Source organism: Streptomyces sp. NPDC017936, assembly GCF_044328485.1.
In the GTDB taxonomy this organism is placed as follows: domain Bacteria; phylum Actinomycetota; class Actinomycetes; order Streptomycetales; family Streptomycetaceae; genus Streptomyces.
In genome coordinates this window covers 17428-32509 of record NZ_JBIRHK010000010.1, presented here as the reverse complement: position 1 = coordinate 32509, position 15082 = coordinate 17428, and the positions used below count along the sequence as shown (strand labels likewise).

Sequence of the window (15082 nt, the reverse complement as noted above, 5' to 3'; positions counted from 1 at the left end):
TGATCTTCTGATCGGCATGAGGTCGCACGAGTCCGCGGCCCGGCACTGCGGATCGAGGTGCGTGCCGGGGCTGCCGCCGCCACCACTCGTCTCCTCCCCGGACCGTGGTGGCGGGGGCGAAGGCGGTCGGGCGTCCCCGTGAGCGTCCGCGCCCTGCGTCCCGGGCGCCCGAGGAGCCGGGTGTCCCGGTGGACGGGTGAGTCGGGGTGTCGTGGCGCTGCCGGGCGGTCGGCCCGCTGCGGCCGGTGCGACATCCGTAGCATCGGACGCCCCGCGGGCTTGGGACAACAGCCGCCGCCCGGCCCGCAACGGTGGAACAATCCCACCCCGGCCACCTGCGGAAACAAGGGAGCCTGGGACGCCTGTCTGGGATGGGAGACCCCCTGAGGCCGGCGGCAGCCATCGTGCGGAGGCCGGCTCGAAGCCCGAGTGGACGCTGCGGGAGCTCCGGCAGCGCAGGCTGGAGAGCGTCCGTCAGGATCGCGGTCAGCCGGTCCCCGACACAGCCGGACACGACTGGACCGTGAAGGGCAGGCGCCTCATGTCACAAGGGGACCGACCGGAGGACTCGATCCACTTCGTCTGGCCCCCGTGTGGCCCCGAGCACGACAAAGGGCCAATCGCGATCAGGCGATTGGCCCTTTGACCTGTGTCGGGGTGGCGGGATTTGAACCCACGACCTCTTCGTCCCGAACGAAGCGCGCTGCCAAGCTGCGCTACACCCCGATGTCGCTGCTGTTCCTGCTTGTCGCGGCGACGTCGTTTACTTTAGCCCACCGGTGGCTGTAGGCGAAATCCGGTTTTGCCGCGGCGGGGGACCGGGTCGGGGCGGGCGTGGTCGAGGGCCACCAGGAGGAGGCTCAGGGCGTGGAGGGAGAGGCCCAGCAGGAGGGCGGCGGCGAGGGTGCGCTGGTAGCCGTGGGTGGCCGGGTCGAGGAACGGGTAGGGGTGGCGGCCGGGGGTGCCCGGGATGATCAGTTCCGCGCGGATCAGGGAGAAGCCCAGGTAGGCCAAGGGGTACAGCAGCCACGGGGCCGTCTGGCGCAGGCGCAGCCGGCCGGGGGGTGTCAGCAGCAGCCAGTCCAGGACGGCGGCGACCGGGACCACCGTGTGCAGGAGGTGGGCCGCGACCGCGAGCAGGCCCGTGGGGCGGCCGCTCGCGCCCGTCACCGGGAACGGGTTCGCCGAGTCCGCGAGGAGCAGGTGGTACACCAGGCCGCTGAACACGACGTAGAGCAGGGCCGCGCCGGTCCAGGCCGAGGAGAGAGGGGGACGGGCCGTCCAGGCGCGGCGGGCCGACAGGGCCGTGACCACGGCCAGCAGGATGCCGCTCTGGACGGCGAAGTGGCTCAGCGCCTGGAGCGGGCTGCCCAGCAGGAGGGCCAGGGCGACGCCGGCCGCCGCCGTCACGGCGATCAGCAGGCGGAGCGCCGCGGCCGGCCGACGGCGTACGGGGGAGGCCACCGCCGTGGTGGGGACGGAGAAGGGGATGAGGGCGTGGGTCCGCGGGATCGGCGGCAGGTCCGGGAGGTCCCTGGGCATCGGGGCGGTCATGCCCTCACGCTAGGCAGAGGGGGTGAAGGGGGCCATGCGGGTGGGCCCGTGCGGGTGAGGCGCGGCTGCCTCCCGGCCTCGCCCGCCTCCCTCCTCGACCGTCTCGCCCGTCGCCTCCTCGGCCTCGCCCGCCTTCCCCTCGGCCGCCCGCCCGGTCCCTCCGCCTCGCTTACCTCCCCTGTTCCTTCTCCACCAGCGTCAGCAGCGTCGCCTCCGGGGGGCAGGCGAAACGTACCGGCGTGTAGCGGTTCGCGCCGCAGCCCGCCGACACGTGGAGGTACGCCGTACGGCCCTCCGCCGTGTGCGTGGACAGGCCCTTCACGCGGTCCGTGTCCAGGTCGCAGTTGGTGACCAGGGCGCCGTAGAAGGGGATGCAGATCTGGCCGCCGTGGGTGTGGCCGGCGAGGATCAGGGGGTAGCCGTCCGCCGTGAACGCGTCCAGCGTCCGCAGGTACGGCGCGTGCACCACGCCCATCGAGAAGTCCGCCGAGCCCGAGGGGCCGCCGGAGACCTGCGCGTACCGGTCCCGCTTGATGTGCGGGTCGTCCAGGCCCGTGAGCTCCACCGACGCGCCCTCGAGCTTGAGGGTGCCGCGCGTGTTCGTGAGGTTGAGCCAGCCCGCGCCGTCGAAACCGTCGCGCAGGTCCTCCCACGGGTTGTGGATGACGCCGACCACGGGCGGGTTGCCGTTCAGGCCGTGCTTGCCCTGGACCTTCTCCAGCAGGTAGCGGGCGGGGTTGCGCGGCCTGGGGCCGTAGTAGTCGTTGGAGCCGAAGACGTACGCGCCCGGGAACTCCATCAGCGGGCCGAGCGCGTCGAGGACCTCCGGGACGCCCTCCGGGTCGGAGAGGTTGTCGCCCGTGTTGATCACGAAGTCGGGGCGCAGACCGGCCAGGGAGCGCAGCCAGCGCTGCTTCTTGCGCTGGCCGCCGACCATGTGGATGTCGGAGACCTGCAACACGCGCAGGGGGCGCATCCCGGCGGGGAGGACGGGGACGGTCACCCGTCGCAATCGGAAGGAGCGGGCCTCGAAGCCCGCCGCGTACAACAGACCGGCGGCACCGACCGCCGCGATTCCTACGGGTACTCCGTAACGCGCGCGCATACGTCCATCGTGTCAGACCCACCGCCCCGTAAATGAACGGGCGTCGGGCTCCGCGTACCTGCGACAATCAGACGCATGACCACGCTCAAGTCGAAGCTGCAGGAAGACCTCAACGCCGCGATCAAGGAGCGCGACGAGCTCCGCTCCTCGACGCTCCGGCTGACGCTCGCCGCGATCACCAAGGAGGAGGTCGCGGGCAAGGAGAAGCGCGAGCTCTCCGACGACGAGGTGCAGAAGGTGATCACCCGGGAGGCGAAGAAGCGGCGCGAGGCGGCCGAGGCCTTCGCGCAGGGTGGTCGCGCCGAGTCCGCCGAGCGGGAGAAGGCGGAGGGCGAGGTGCTCGCCGCGTACCTGCCCAAGCAGCTCAGCGACGACGAGCTGAACGACATCGTCGCCCAGGCCGTCGAGGAGGCGAAGGCGGCCGGTGCCGAGGGGCCGCGTGCCATGGGCGCCGTGATGAAGATCGTGAACCCGAAGGTGGCCGGTCAGGCCGAGGGCGGCCGCGTCGCCGCCGCGGTCAAGAAGCTCCTCGCCGGCTGATCGACGCACCCGGGCGGACCTGATCGGCGCACCCGCGCCGGTCCGGGGTGCCCGCACGGCTCCGGCCCGCCGGCTCCCCTCCGGCCCGCCCGGGCGGCGGTGCTCCAGACGGCGGACGGCCCCTGCCTTCCGCACGGGATCTCCCTACACGTACGTGCGTACGTAGGAGATCTCCGTGCGGAGGCAGGGGCCGTCCGCCGTTCTCCAGGCCCTGCGGTCCGGGGCTCAGCCCCGCCCGCGGCCCCCGTTCCCGTTGCTGGTCTGGCCCTGGAACAGGTTGCCGGGGAGGGTGACGCCGCCGGTGTTGCCGCCGTCGGTCGTGCCGCCGTCGAAGAGGCCGCCGATGAAGCCCTCGTTGCCGTTGTCCCCGTCGTCGTTGCCGCGGCCGTTGTCCCCGTCCTGGTCGCCGTCGCCACGGCCCTGGTCCGGGTTCGGGATGTCGACGAGGTTGAAGCTGGGCGCTTCCTTGCCCTCGAGGGCGCCGGTCATGGCGTCCCGCCAGATCGGGCCGGGAGTGTCACCGCCGTAGACCTCGCCGTGGTAGACGCCGCCGATGGTGATGTTGGTCATCTTGACCTTCTGGGTGGCGCTGCCGACCCACACCGCGCCCGAGAGGTTCGGGGTGTAGCCGACGAACCAGGCGTTCTTGCGCTCGTCCGTCGTACCCGTCTTGCCGGCGTTGTCCCGGCCGGACAGACCGGCCTGCTTGCCCGTACCGGAGTCGGTCACACCGCTCAGCAGCGTGTTGATGCCGTCGGCGGTCTTCTCGCTCATCGCGCGCGAGCAGGTCGACTTCGGCACCTCCAGCGACTTCTTCTTCCCGTCCACGGTCTGGGTGATCGACTCGATGGCGACCGGCGTGCAGTACATGCCACGGCTGGCGAAGGCGGCGTACGCGCTCGCCATCGTCAGCGGCGACAGACCGGTCGAACCGAGGGTCATCGACGACGGCACCTCGGGGACCTTGTCGCCGTTGCCCTGGACCACGCCGAGGGCGTCGGTCATCTTCACCACCGGGCACATGCCGATGTCGGCGAGCATCTGCACGAAGTAGGTGTTGACCGACAGCTCCATGGCCTTCTTGAGCGCGTACGGCCCGACCTCGGACTCCGACTCGTTCTCCAGCTTGTACTTCGGCCTGCCGTCGTTGACCCACGGCTTGCCGCTGCACGTCTGGACCGTGTCCGGGTACTGCATCTCGTACGGCGCGGGGTACGTCTGCGTCACCGGCCGGCCCTGCTCCAGGGCGGCCGCGGCCACGAACGGCTTGAACGTCGAACCGGTCGGGAAGCCGAAGTTCGAGCCGCCCATCGCCGAGTTGACCGAGTAGTTGTACTCGGTCTCGTTCTTGCCGTAGCCGTACGGCTTCGACTGGCCCATCGCGAGGATCTTGCCGGTGCCGGGCTCGACGAGCGTGGCGGCCGCGGCGACCTTGTCCGACTGGTAGACGTGGTCCTTCAGCGAGTCCTGCACGGACTTCTGGGCCTGCGGGTCGAGCGTCGTGCGGATGGTGAGGCCGCCCTGGTTCCAGACCTTGGCGCGCTCCTCCTTGGTCTTGCCGAAGACCGGGTCGCTCTTGAAGACCCGCTCGACGTACTTGCAGAAGAAGCTGGCGCCCTGCACGGCGGTGATGCAGCCGTTCTTCGGCTGGGTGACCTTCAGGCCCAGCGGGGCCTTCGTCGCCCGGGCGGCCTCGGCCTGCGAGATGTCGCCGACCTCGGCCATGCGCTCCAGCACGGTGTTGCGGCGCTTGGTGGCCTCGGCCTCGTCGTTGACCGGGTCGTAGCGGCTCGGGGACTGGACGATGCCGGCCAGCAGGGCCGACTCGGGCAGGGTGAGGTCCTTGGCGTGCTTGGAGAAGTACCGCTGGGAGGCGGCCTCGACGCCGTAGGCCTGCTGGCCGAAGAACGTGATGTTCAGGTAGTTCTCGAGGATCTTCTTCTTGCCGAGCTCCTCCTCGACCTGGATCGCGTACTTCAGTTCGCGGATCTTGCGGCCGAGGGTCTGCTGGGTGGCCTGCGCGACCTTCGTCGGGTCGTCGCCGGCCTCCTCGACGAAGACGTTCTTCACGTACTGCTGGGTGAGCGTCGAGGCGCCCTGAGCCACCCCGCCGCTCTGCGCGTTCTTGTTCAGCGCGCGCAGGACGCCCTTCAGGTCGACGGCGCCGTGCTCGTAGAAGCGCGAGTCCTCGATCGCGACGATCGCCTTCTGCATGTACGGCGAGATGTCCTCGAGGTCGACGACCGTGCGGTCACGGGAGTAGACCGTGGCGATCTGCCGGCCCTCGGCGTCGAGGATCGTGGTGCGCTGGCTCAGCGGCGGCGTCTTCAGGTTGGCCGGGAGTTCGTCGAAGGACTCCACCGACCCCTTGGCGGCCAGGCCCAGCGCGCCGAACGCGGGCAGTGCGATACCTGCCAGCACGGCTCCCGAGAGCACACTGACACCGAGGAACTTGGCGGCCTGCTGCGTGGCGGACAGACCACCGCCCGAGCGCTTCTTTGGCATGAGGGCAGCCTACGTTCTCATTCGCCGGACACGCGTATATGCCTTGGCCTAAGCTGCTCTCGACTGTCACAGCAGCAGGGCTACGTATCAATACGTCCGGCGACCCCGAATCGTTCCGGAGGTTCCTCACTTTCTTGGTGGGGGCGTGTCCGAATCCGCCTTGTGTGTCATCCGGCGTCCGTTGTGACGCAAGGAAACCGTCCCGTTCTGCCGGGATGGTCGCATATGTCGCAGGCTCACTCCCCCGGGTGATCTGCCGCTTACCCATAGTCCGTTCGGGCCATTCAAGATTGGGCCCGAAGGGGGTGTTGCGCTGTGCCCACCTTCCGTAACGTCCTCAACTGGCGGCGGTGAATATGCCGCTGCCGCCGTGGGGGAGCCTCGATTCGGGAGAGGACGGCGCCGGTATGGGCTGGGTAACCGACTGGAGTGCGCAGGCTGCCTGCCGCACTACCGATCCGGATGAACTGTTCGTTCAGGGAGCAGCGCAGAACAGGGCCAAGGCGGTGTGCACCGGATGTCCGGTACGCACCGAATGCCTGGCGGACGCGCTCGACAACCGCGTGGAGTTCGGTGTGTGGGGAGGCATGACGGAGCGCGAGCGCCGCGCACTGCTGCGCAGGCGGCCGACCGTCACGTCCTGGCGCCGACTGCTGGAGACGGCGCGCTCGGAGTACGAGCGCGGCGCGGGCATCGTGTCGCTCGACGACGACCAGGTGTACGAGAACTACGCGGCGGTGAGCTGAGGGCGCGCCTCCGGCGCGGCCGGCTCAGCTCTCGGGCAGCTCCGGCCGGCTGGCCGCGAGCCGGTCCCCGATGTCGCGCAACCCCGCGAGGTCGTGGACGTCGCCGGGCAGCGCGGCCACTTCGGCGACCGCCACCTCGGGATGGAGCGCGGTGAAGCGGTCCCGCGTGCGCCGCTCGCGGGAGAGCAGGTGCATCCGCTCGGCGTGCAGCCTCAGCAGGCCTGCCGTGAGCCGGTCGGCACCCGGGTCGCCGTCGCCGCCGGCGCTGCGACCGGTGCCGGAGTCCTGGCCGGTGCTGGGGGAGTCGGGCTCGGTGCCGGGGGCGGAGGATTCTGAACTGCCGTACGTGTCGGGAGAGTTACGAAGACCAGCTTTCCCGCCGTCCTGATCCACAATGCGGGGCTCTTCAAGATTTTCGGCGGCGGCGAGCGCACGCTCGGCGGACAACTGGGCGGCGCCGCTGCCATGGACCCGGTTGAGCACCAGACCGGCCAGCGGCATGTTCTCGGCGGCCAGCCGCTCCACGAAGTACGCGGCCTCCCGCAGCGCGTCCCGCTCGGGCGCCGCCACCACCAGGAACGCCGTCCCGGGCGCCTGGAGCAGCTTGTACGTCGCGTCCGCGCGGGTGCGGAAGCCGCCGAAGGTCGTGTCCATCGCGGCCACGAACGTCTGGACGTCCTTCAGCAGCTGACCGCCGAGCAGCTTGCCGAGCGTGCCGGTCATCATCGACATCCCGACGTTCAGGAACTTCATCCCGGCGCGCCCGCCCAGCTTGGCCGGGGCCGTCAGCAGCCGGATCAGCCGGCCGTCCAGGAACGAGCCGAGCCGCTTGGGCGCGTCCAGGAAGTCCAGCGCCGAACGGGACGGCGGCGTGTCGACGACGATCAGGTCCCACTCGTCCCGGGACCGCAGCTGCCCCAGCTTCTCCATCGCCATGTACTCCTGCGTGCCCGCGAAGCCCGCCGAGAGCGACTGGTAGAAGGGGTTGCCCAGGATCGCGGCCGCCCGATCGGGGTCCGCGTGCGCCTCGACGATCTCGTCGAAGGTGCGCTTCATGTCGAGCATCATCGCGTGCAGCTCGCCGTCCCCCTCGACCCCCTTCACCCGGCGCGGGGTGTTGTCGAGCGAGTCGATGCCCATGGACTGCGCGAGCCGGCGCGCCGGGTCGATGGTCAGGACGACCACCTTGCGGCCCCGCTCGGCCGCCCGGAGGCCCAGCGCGGCCGCCGTCGTCGTCTTGCCGACCCCGCCCGAGCCGCAGCACACCACGATGCGGGTGGCCGGATCGTCGAGCAGGGGGTCGAGGTCCAGCACGCGCGCGGGGGACAGGCGGTGACGGGTGCTCTTCTGGTCGTGAGTCTGGTCCGGACTCATGACATCCCCTGCTTCCGCAGCTCGGTGGCGAGTTCGTACAGGCCCGCGAGGTCCATGCCCTCGGCGAGCAACGGCAGTTCGTGCAGGGGCAGGCCCAGCTCGGCCAGGACGGACCGCTGCTCGTGCTCCAGCGCGTGCCGCTCGGCGTACTCCTCGGCCTGCTCCAGGAGCGGGTCCACCAGCCGCTCGGCGTGCCCGCCGCGCCGCGCCCCGCCCAGCCCCGCGGCGGACAGCGAGCGCGCGACGGAAGAACGCCCCAGCGTCCGCAGGAGTTCCAGCTCGTTCCCGTCCAGCACCTCCGGCCGGACCATGTTGACGATGATCCGGCCCACCGGCAGCTTCGCCGCCCGCAGCTCGGCGATGCCGTCCGCGGTCTCCTGGACCGGCATCTCCTCGAGCAGCGTCACCAGGTGCACGGCCGTCTCCGACGACTTCAGCACCCGCATCACCGCCTGCGCCTGATTGTGTATCGGGCCGATCTTGGCGAGTCCCGCCACCTCGTCGTTGACGTTCAGGAAGCGGGTGACGCGGCCCGTGGGCGGGGCGTCCATGACGACGTAGTCGTACACGAACCGCCCGCCGCGGTCCTTGCGGCGCACCGCCTCGCAGGCCTTGCCCGTGAGGAGCACGTCCCTGAGGCCGGGCGCGATGGTGGTGGCGAAGTCGATCGCGCCGAGCTTCTTCAGGGCCCGGCCGGCGCCGCCCAGCTTGTAGAACATCTGGAGGTAGTCCAGAAGGGCCAGTTCGGGGTCGATGGCCAGGGCGTACACCTCCCCGCCCCCGGGTGCTACGGCGATCTTGCGCTCCTCGTACGGAAGTGCCTCCGCCTCGAAGAGCTGCGCGATCCCCTGCCGGCCCTCGACCTCGACGAGAAGCGTCCGCTTCCCCTCGGTCGCGAGGGCGAGCGCGAGTGCGGCGGCGACCGTCGTCTTTCCGGTCCCGCCCTTGCCGCTGACGACCTGGAGCCTGCTCACGTCTTCGAGCGTAACCAGTCGGCGCCCGAGCCAATCGGGAGGCTGTGGACAACGGGGGTCCGGCGGGGCGGACATCAGGGGGCCGTCAGGGTGGACATCGGGGGATCCACAGGGTGAGGGCCGGCGGATCCACAGGAGTGGGCGACCGGGAGGGCGAACGGGTGGACACCACGGGGCCGGCGGCACGAACCCGCCCGCACCGGGCGGGCCGCGACCGGCCGTACGGCCTGGGACGGGCCGTGCGGCCCGCAGCGGATACAGTCGGCCCATGACCAAGTGGGAATACGCAACCGTGCCGCTGCTCGTCCACGCCACGAAGCAGATCCTGGACACCTGGGGCGAGGACGGCTGGGAGCTCGTCCAGGTCGTGCCCGGGCCGAACAACCCCGAGCAGCTCGTGGCCTACCTGAAGCGGGAGAAGGCGTGAGCGCGGTCGAGGCGAGGCTCGCCGAGCTGGGCCTGAGCCTGCCCGGGGTCGTGCCTCCGCTGGCGGCCTACCAGCCCGCCGTCCAGTCCGGTCCGTACGTGTTCACGGCCGGCCAGCTGCCCATGGTGGACGGCAAGCTGCCGGTCACCGGCAAGGTCGGCGCGGAGGTCACCCCCGAGGAGGCCAAGGACCTCGCGCGCATCTGCGCGCTGAACGCCCTGGCCGCCGTCAAGTCGGTCGCGGGCGACCTGGACCGCGTCGCGCGCGTGGTGAAGGTCGTCGGCTTCGTCGCCTCCGCCTCCGACTTCACCGGCCAGCCCGCCGTCCTCAACGGCGCGAGCGAACTCCTCGGTGAGGTCCTCGGCGACAAGGGCGTCCACGCCCGCAGCGCGGTGGGCGTCGCCGTGCTGCCCCTCGACGCGCCGGTCGAGGTCGAGATCCAGGTGGAGTTGGCGTAGGGCACCACGGGCGGCCGCCCGGCTGCCCGACCCGCCCCGCGAGCACCCCGTCCGCCACGACGCCGGTCGTGACGGCGCCGCGCCCGGCCGGCGCCGCGGCTGCCGCTCGGCCCGCCCGCGGCCACGCCGGAGCGGAAGCCCTGCGGGGCGACACCCGCGCGGGGCCGCGCAGCCGCCCGTGCCCGCTCGGGAAGGTCCCTCCGACCTCGGACACCGGGGCGGAAGGCCGGCGCTCGGGAGCGGGGCGTACGTGCTGGTGGCGCGCCCCCGGGGGCGGGCCGTCCGGCGGTGCGCGCCTGGCGCCCGCCCGGCAGTGCGCGTCCGGCGGCTCCTCGGTGACCAGGGCCGGCACGTCCTCCGCGGCCCCCGGGAACCCGCCGCCCCGACGGCTGTGGCGCCCTTCCGCGTCCGTCCTCCCACCCCTCCCCGCCGTCCGCGTCCTCGCCGCGCGGGCGGGCGGCGACCGCGGCAGCGCTGCGCGCCACCGCCTCCCCCTGTGCCCGCGACCCCCCGCCCCGGCCTCGCTACCCGTGCGCCACGCCCCCCGCCTGCCCGAACGCACCGGTCCGGACCGGCGCGCTCCTCACCGGCCCCTCTCGAACATTCGCGCACCAGGGGATAGCCTCCGGCCATGGCGAATGGGCAGTGGTTTCCAGCGGACTGGCCGGACCGTATCCGCGCGCTCGCGGACGGCACCCTCGAGCCGGTCACGCCGAAACGCGCGGCCACCGTCATGCTCCTGAGGGACACCGCGGACGGTCCGCTCGTCCACATGCTGCGCAGACGGGCCTCCATGGCCTTCGCGGGCGGCGCCTACGCCTATCCGGGTGGTGGCGTGGACCCGCGCGACGACGACCGGAACGTGCGCTGGGCCGGGCCCACGCGCGCGTGGTGGGCCGAGAGGCTCGGCGTGGACGAGGCGGGGGCCCAGGCGATCGTCTGCGCGGCCGTGCGGGAGACGTACGAGGAGGCGGGCGTCCTGCTGGCCGGGCCGACGCCCGACTCCGTCGTGGGGGACACCACCGGCGCCGGCTGGGAGGCCGACCGGGCGGCCCTGGTCGCCCGTGAGACGTCGTTCGCGGAGTTCCTCGACCGCCGGGGCCTGGTGCTGCGCTCCGACCTGCTGGGCGCCTGGACGCGCTGGATCACGCCGGAGTTCGAGCAGCGCCGCTACGACACCTGGTTCTTCGTCGCCGCGCTCCCCGAGGGCCAGCGCACCCGCAACGCCTCCACGGAGGCCGACCGCACGGTGTGGATCCGCCCGGCGGACGCGGCCGCCTCGTACGACAAGGGCGAGCTGCTGATGATGCCGCCCACGATCGCGACCCTGCGCCAGCTGGTCCCCTGCGGCACGGCCGCCGAGGCCCTGGCCGCCGCTCCCGCGCGCGACCTCACGCCGGTCCTGGCGCGGGCGCGCGTCGAGGACGGCGAGGTCGTGCTGTCCTGGCCGGGCCACGACGAGTTCACCCGGCACGTCCCCACCGGTGGAGCCCCCGCATGACGGACGCAGCAGCCCTTCCCGGCCAGCCCCGCGGCGGGGTCCTCTCCGGCCCCGCCACGGCCAGGGCGGTCAACGTCCTCGCGCCCAACGCCTCCGCGATGACCCTGGACGGCACGAACACCTGGATCGTCTCGGAGCCCGACTCCGAGCTGGCCGTCGTGATCGATCCGGGCCCGCTGGACGACGGCCACCTGCGCTCGGTCGTCGACACCGCCGAGCAGGCCGGCAAGCGCGTCGCCCTGACCCTCCTCACGCACGGCCATCCCGACCACGCCGAGGGCGCCGTCCGCTTCGCCGAGCTGACCGGCACCGAGGTGCGCGCCCTGGACCCGGCGCTGCGGCTGGGCGACGAGGGACTGGCCGGCGGGGCCGTGATCACCGTCGGCGGTCTGGAACTGAGGGTCGTCCCGACGCCCGGCCACACCGGCGACTCCCTGTGCTTCCACCTCCCGGCCGACCGAGCGGTCCTGACCGGCGACACGATCCTGGGCCGCGGTACGACGGTCGTGGCGCATCCCGACGGCCGTCTGGGCGACTACCTGGACTCCCTGCGGCGGCTGAGGTCCCTCACGGTCGACGACGGCGTCCACACGGTCCTGCCGGGCCACGGCCCCGTCCTGGAGGACGCCCAGGGCGCCGTCGAGTTCTACCTCGCCCACCGCGCCCACCGCCTCGCGCAGGTCGAGACGGCCGTCGAGGACGGCTACCGCACCCCCGCCGAGGTCGTCGCCCACGTCTACGCCGACGTGGACCGCTCCCTGTGGCCGGCGGCGGAGCTGTCCGTGCGGGCGCAGATGGAGTACCTGGAGGAGCACGGGCTCATATAGGCGCCCCGGGGCCGGGCGGCCCGGGCGTCCCCCGGGCCGACGCCCCTGAAGCGTCCCTGAGCGGCCCCGGACGCTCCGGAACCCCGCAGCCGCGCGCGTACGCGCACTCGCCCGCGAGCCGCGGCCCGAGGCCGTCGACGCGGCCGGGTACGGGGAGCCTTCGGGGGCGGTACGACCCCGAAGGTCCCGAAGGTCGGGAACCTCGCGGCAGAACCGTTTCAGCCCCGTGGTCGGCGCACCGGCGGCAGCCGGTGGGGCGTTCGAGGACGAGGCCGTTCAGGCAGGAGCCGGGCAGGAGCGGGGCCGGGGGCGGCGGCCCCCAGGGCGGACACCCGCACGCGCCGTGCGGCCAGGGCCGGGCGTCAGCGGGACCGCTTCGCCAGCCGCTCCACGTCCAGCAGGATGACCGCCCGTGCCTCCAGGCGCAGCCACCCGCGCTGGGCGAAGTCGGCGAGCGCCTTGTTGACCGTCTCGCGCGAGGCGCCGACGAGCTGCGCGAGCTCCTCCTGCGTGAGGTCGTGGACGACGTGGATGCCCTCCTCGGACTGCACGCCGAAGCGGCGGGAGAGATCCAGCAGGGCGCGGGCGACACGGCCGGGGACGTCCGAGAAGACCAGGTCGGACATGGCGTCGTTGGTCTTGCGCAGGCGCCGGGCGACGGCGCGCAGGAGCGCGGCGGCCACCTCGGGGCGGGCGTTCAGCCAGGGCTGGAGGTCGCCGTGGCCCAGGCCGAGCAGCTTGACCTCGGTCAGCGCGGTCGCCGTCGCCGTACGCGGGCCCGGGTCGAAGAGCGACAGTTCGCCGATGAGCTCGCCGGGGCCGACCACGGCCAGCATGTTCTCGCGGCCGTCGGGGGACGTCCGGTGGAGCTTGACCTTGCCCTCGGTGACGACGTAGAGCCGGTCGCCGGGATCTCCCTCGTGGAACAGGGAGTCGCCACGCGCGAGGGTCACCTCACTCATGGAGGCGCGCAGCTCTGCGGCCTGCTCGTCGTCGAGAGCCGCGAAGAGCGGGTTGCGCCGCAGAACGTCGTCCACGAGTTCTCTCCTTGTCGACCTGCTCAGGGGATCGTGCTCCCCCGTGTGCCGGGGGACCGTGTTCCCCATTTTGCCGGACGGTCCGAACAGTGTGATCTGTCACAAGGATGCCGCACAGGTGTCCCGGGGTAAGCGGCAGGGGTCCAATCGGGGGCTGATCTTCCGCCTCCGACGCGGATGCCGGTACAGGGCTTTAGGCTGGCCGGGTGTCCAAATCGCCGGTGAGAGCACAGGCCAAGGGGGCTGGGCGGGTGGTTGTACGTCGCGATTCCGCTGTGGGCGAACAGGACTTCGGCAGGGGTGAGGAAACGGCTGACAAGGCGGCGAAGGTGACGAAGAAGACGCCCGCGAAGACGGCGTCCGCGAAGACGGCTCCGGTGAAGGCGACGGCCGGGGAAGAGGCCGCGGGGAACGGGACGGCCGGGAAGCGGACCGCCGCGGCCAGGAAGCCCGAGACCCGTACCGGCCTCGTCCGCCGCGCCCGCCGGATCAACCGCGAGCTCGCCGAGGTGTACCCGTACGCGCACCCCGAGCTGGACTTCGAGAACTCCTTCCAGTTGCTGGTCGCCACGGTCCTCTCCGCCCAGACCACCGATCTGAGGGTGAACCAGACGACCCCCGGCCTCTTCGCCGAGTACCCCACCCCCGAGGACCTGGCGGCCGCCGACCCGGAGAAGGTCGAGGAGATCCTGCGCCCCTGCGGCTTCTTCCGGGCCAAGACCCGGTCGGTCATAGGCCTCTCCAAGACCCTCGTCGAGGAGTTCGGCGGGGAGGTACCCGGGCGGCTGGAGGACCTGGTCAAGCTGCCGGGCGTCGGCCGCAAGACCGCGTTCGTGGTCCTGGGCAACGCGTTCGGCCGGCCCGGGATCACCGTGGACACGCACTTCCAGCGGCTCGTCCGGCGCTGGAAGTGGACCGAGGCGACCGACCCGGACAAGATCGAGGCCGAGGTCGGCGCGCTCTTCCCCAAGGGCGACTGGACGGACCTCTCCCACCACGTGATCTGGCACGGCCGCCGCATCTGCCACGCCCGCAAGCCGGCCTGCGGCGCCTGCCCCATCGCCCCGCTCTGCCCGGCGTACGGCGAGGGCGAGACGGACCCGGAGAAGGCGAAGAAGCTCCTCAAGTACGAGAAGGGCGGGTTCCCCGGCCAGCGCCTCAACCCCCCGCAGTCCTACCTGGACGCCGGCGGCCGCCCGGCTCCGCCGCTGGGGGCCGGGTGACAGGGGGGAGGACCCGGTGGGACACGGGGCGGACCGGCGGACGGACCACCGCGGAACGATCCGCCGTCCCCCGGGCGTTGGACTCGGCAGAACGGGGGGTGGTGCGGCGGTGACGCGAACGAGTGGGGCACAGCGCGGTTCGGTGACGCTCAGCAGGGAGGGGCTGCCGGGGTGGCTGGAGCCGGTCGTGCGGGCCGTGGAGACGGTCGAGCCGGTCCAGCTGAGCCGCTTCCTGCCGCCGGAGGACGGCGCGGGGCGGCAGTCGGCCGTGCTGATCCTCTTCGGTGAGAGCGAGCGGGGGCCGCAGCTCCTGCTCATGGAGCGGGCCGGCTCGCTGCGCTCGCACGCCGGGCAGCCCTCCTTCCCGGGCGGCGCCCTCGACCCGGAGGACGGCGATCCGCACGGCGACGGGCCGCTGTGGGCCGCCCTGCGCGAGGCGGAGGAGGAGACCGGGCTCGACCCCCGCGGCGTCCAGCTCTTCGGCGTCCTGCCCAAGCTGTACATCCCGGTCAGCGGTTTCGTCGTGACCCCCGTCCTCGGCTGGTGGCGCGACCCCAGCCCGGTCGGCGTGGTCGACCCGAACGAGACGGCACGCGTCTTCACGGTCCCCGTGGCGGATCTCACGGACCCCCGCAACCGCGCCATGGCCGTCCACCCCAGTGGCCACAAGGGCCCGGCATTCCTGGTCGAATCCGCCCTCGTGTGGGGTTTCACCGCCGGCCTCATCGACCGCCTGCTGCACTACGCGGGCTGGGAGCGCCCCTGGGACCGGGAGAAGCAGGTCCCGCTCGACTGGCGGTCATGACAGGGT

The 15082-nt window shown here is 72.4% G+C and carries 14 protein-coding genes and 1 tRNA gene; 8 read left to right on the top strand and 7 right to left on the bottom strand.

The features are described from left to right. Positions 1–652: 652 nt before the first annotated feature. The 3 genes from ACH4F6_RS21545 to ACH4F6_RS21535 all read right to left on the bottom strand — a co-directional run bounded on the left by ACH4F6_RS21545 (position 653) and on the right by ACH4F6_RS21535 (position 2659). Positions 653–726: transfer RNA gene (locus ACH4F6_RS21545), tRNA-Pro, on the bottom strand. Positions 727–768: 42 nt separating this feature from the next. Further along, entirely contained in the window at positions 769–1554 is a 786-nt protein-coding gene (locus ACH4F6_RS21540; RefSeq protein WP_397961879.1) for a Pr6Pr family membrane protein, read from the bottom strand. A gap of 169 nt (positions 1555–1723) precedes the next feature. Beyond that, positions 1724–2659: a metallophosphoesterase gene (locus ACH4F6_RS21535; protein WP_397961878.1), complete on the bottom strand. Its 936-nt coding sequence runs from the start codon at positions 2657–2659 to the stop codon at positions 1724–1726. A gap of 75 nt (positions 2660–2734) precedes the next feature. On the opposite strand from ACH4F6_RS21535, the gene ACH4F6_RS21530 reads away from it, so the two are divergent. After that, entirely contained in the window at positions 2735–3199 is a 465-nt protein-coding gene (locus ACH4F6_RS21530; protein WP_397961877.1) for a GatB/YqeY domain-containing protein, read from the top strand. A gap of 225 nt (positions 3200–3424) precedes the next feature. On the opposite strand, the gene ACH4F6_RS21525 is transcribed toward ACH4F6_RS21530, so the two are convergent. Then, complete coding sequence (locus ACH4F6_RS21525) at positions 3425–5704, bottom strand: transglycosylase domain-containing protein (protein WP_397961876.1); 2280 nt, start codon at positions 5702–5704, stop codon at positions 3425–3427. Positions 5705–6111: 407 nt separating this feature from the next. Between ACH4F6_RS21525 and wblA the strand changes: the two genes are divergently transcribed. Continuing rightward, positions 6112–6450 (top strand): transcriptional regulator WblA, encoded by a 339-nt coding sequence (gene wblA, locus ACH4F6_RS21520; protein WP_264925002.1) that lies wholly within the window; start codon positions 6112–6114, stop codon positions 6448–6450. Between the two features lie 24 nt (positions 6451–6474). On the opposite strand, the gene ACH4F6_RS21515 is transcribed toward wblA, so the two are convergent. Next, positions 6475–7824, bottom strand: a complete 1350-nt coding sequence (locus tag ACH4F6_RS21515) for an ArsA family ATPase (RefSeq protein ID WP_397961875.1) — start codon at positions 7822–7824, stop codon at positions 6475–6477. Further along, on the bottom strand, positions 7821–8798 hold the full coding sequence (locus tag ACH4F6_RS21510) for an ArsA family ATPase (RefSeq protein ID WP_397961874.1): 978 nt from the start codon (positions 8796–8798) through the stop codon (positions 7821–7823). The genes ACH4F6_RS21515 and ACH4F6_RS21510 overlap by 4 nt, the downstream gene beginning before the upstream one ends. A 268-nt stretch (positions 8799–9066) precedes the next feature. Here ACH4F6_RS21510 and ACH4F6_RS21505 point away from each other — a divergent pair, with 268 nt between their 5' ends. The 4 genes from ACH4F6_RS21505 (at position 9067) to ACH4F6_RS21490 (ending at position 12011) form a co-directional block, all read left to right on the top strand. Next, positions 9067–9225 carry a DUF4177 domain-containing protein gene (locus ACH4F6_RS21505; RefSeq protein ID WP_003967454.1) on the top strand — a complete coding sequence of 53 codons (159 nt, stop codon included), beginning with the start codon at positions 9067–9069 and terminating at the stop codon, positions 9223–9225. Beyond that, complete coding sequence (locus ACH4F6_RS21500) at positions 9222–9683, top strand: RidA family protein (RefSeq protein WP_397961873.1); 462 nt, start codon at positions 9222–9224, stop codon at positions 9681–9683. Before ACH4F6_RS21505 ends, ACH4F6_RS21500 begins: the two co-directional genes overlap by 4 nt. A 631-nt stretch (positions 9684–10314) precedes the next feature. Further along, positions 10315–11184, top strand: a complete 870-nt coding sequence (locus ACH4F6_RS21495; RefSeq protein WP_397961872.1) for an NUDIX hydrolase — start codon at positions 10315–10317, stop codon at positions 11182–11184. Beyond that, a complete protein-coding gene (locus tag ACH4F6_RS21490) occupies positions 11181–12011 on the top strand; it encodes an MBL fold metallo-hydrolase (RefSeq protein WP_397961871.1) in 831 nt (276 codons plus the stop codon). Before ACH4F6_RS21495 ends, ACH4F6_RS21490 begins: the two co-directional genes overlap by 4 nt. A 362-nt stretch (positions 12012–12373) precedes the next feature. Here the strand turns inward: ACH4F6_RS21490 and ACH4F6_RS21485 are convergent, their stop codons facing one another. Continuing rightward, positions 12374–13048, bottom strand: coding sequence for a Crp/Fnr family transcriptional regulator (locus ACH4F6_RS21485; RefSeq protein ID WP_029382547.1), 675 nt, complete (start codon positions 13046–13048; stop codon positions 12374–12376). A gap of 275 nt (positions 13049–13323) precedes the next feature. Here ACH4F6_RS21485 and nth point away from each other — a divergent pair, with 275 nt between their 5' ends. Together nth and ACH4F6_RS21475 are read left to right on the top strand one after the other, a co-directional pair. After that, complete coding sequence (nth, locus tag ACH4F6_RS21480) at positions 13324–14271, top strand: endonuclease III (protein WP_397961870.1); 948 nt, start codon at positions 13324–13326, stop codon at positions 14269–14271. A gap of 109 nt (positions 14272–14380) precedes the next feature. Further along, positions 14381–15076 (top strand): NUDIX hydrolase, encoded by a 696-nt coding sequence (locus tag ACH4F6_RS21475; protein WP_397961869.1) that lies wholly within the window; start codon positions 14381–14383, stop codon positions 15074–15076. Positions 15077–15082: the final 6 nt, after the last annotated feature.